At 65.0% G+C, this 958-nt stretch carries 1 pseudogene; it reads left to right on the top strand.

Annotated features, from left to right (window positions below):
• Positions 1-958 (top strand): annotated as a pseudogene (locus DM373_RS28400) (RHS repeat protein); the annotation flags it as partial.

The following is a 958-nucleotide window of genomic DNA, read 5'->3' as shown; positions in this document are numbered from 1 at the left end:
CCGCCTTACGTGGGACGCGCACATCCGCCTGACCACCGTGACCGACGCCTACGGCGGCCAGACCCGCCACTACTACGACGCCGAGGGCTACACCTACCGCATCCAGCACGCCGACGAGCGCTCGGAGTGGCTGTTCCGCGACGCCCGCAAGAACGTGATCCGCCACCTGCACGCCGACGGCAGCCAGGACCGTTACACCTACGATGAGCGCAGCAACCGCCTGCAGCACATCCGCGCCGACCACACGGTGGTGCACTACGCCTACGACGACAAAGACCAGCTGATCAAGATCAGCGATGCCGAAGGCGGCCTGTGGCTGCGCGACTACGACGATGTCGGCAACCTGGTCGAAACGGTCGACCCGCTGGGCAACAAGACCGAGTTTGCCTACACCTCGACGGGATTGTTGAAGGCGATCAAGGACGCCAACGGCAACGAGAAGAAGCTGGCGTACAACGACGCCGGGCAACTGCTCGAATACACCGACTGCTCCGGCAAGACCAGTAAATGGGAGTACGACGAGCTGGGGCGCCTGGTGCAGGCCAGCAATGCGCTGGGCGAGAGCATTCAGTACGCCTACAAGGCGGGGCAGTTGAGCAAGGTCACCCATGCGGACATGACCGAAGAGCGCTTCGAGCGCGATGCCGAAGGCCGGTTGCTGGCCCATGTCGATGCGCTGGATCGCTGTACCACCTGGAGCTATACCCGCGCCGGAATGCTCGCCGAGCGTGTCGATGCGCTGGAGCACAAGCTGCGCTACCGCTGGGACAAGCTCGGCCGGTTGATCAGCCTGGAGAACCAGAACGAGAGCCGCGCCTGCTTCGTCTACGATCTGGCCGGGCGCCGCCTGGAAGAGACCGGCTTCGACGGGCTGACCACGCGCTACCAGTACGACCCGAGCAGCGGTCGGCTGGCGAGCAGCCAGGTTGGCCAGCGCCGCATCGACCTGCGCTTCGAC

The organism is Pseudomonas sichuanensis (genome assembly GCF_003231305.1).
Taxonomy (GTDB): Bacteria; Pseudomonadota; Gammaproteobacteria; order Pseudomonadales; family Pseudomonadaceae; genus Aquipseudomonas; species Aquipseudomonas sichuanensis.
This window is presented reverse-complemented; position numbering and strand designations above follow the sequence as displayed.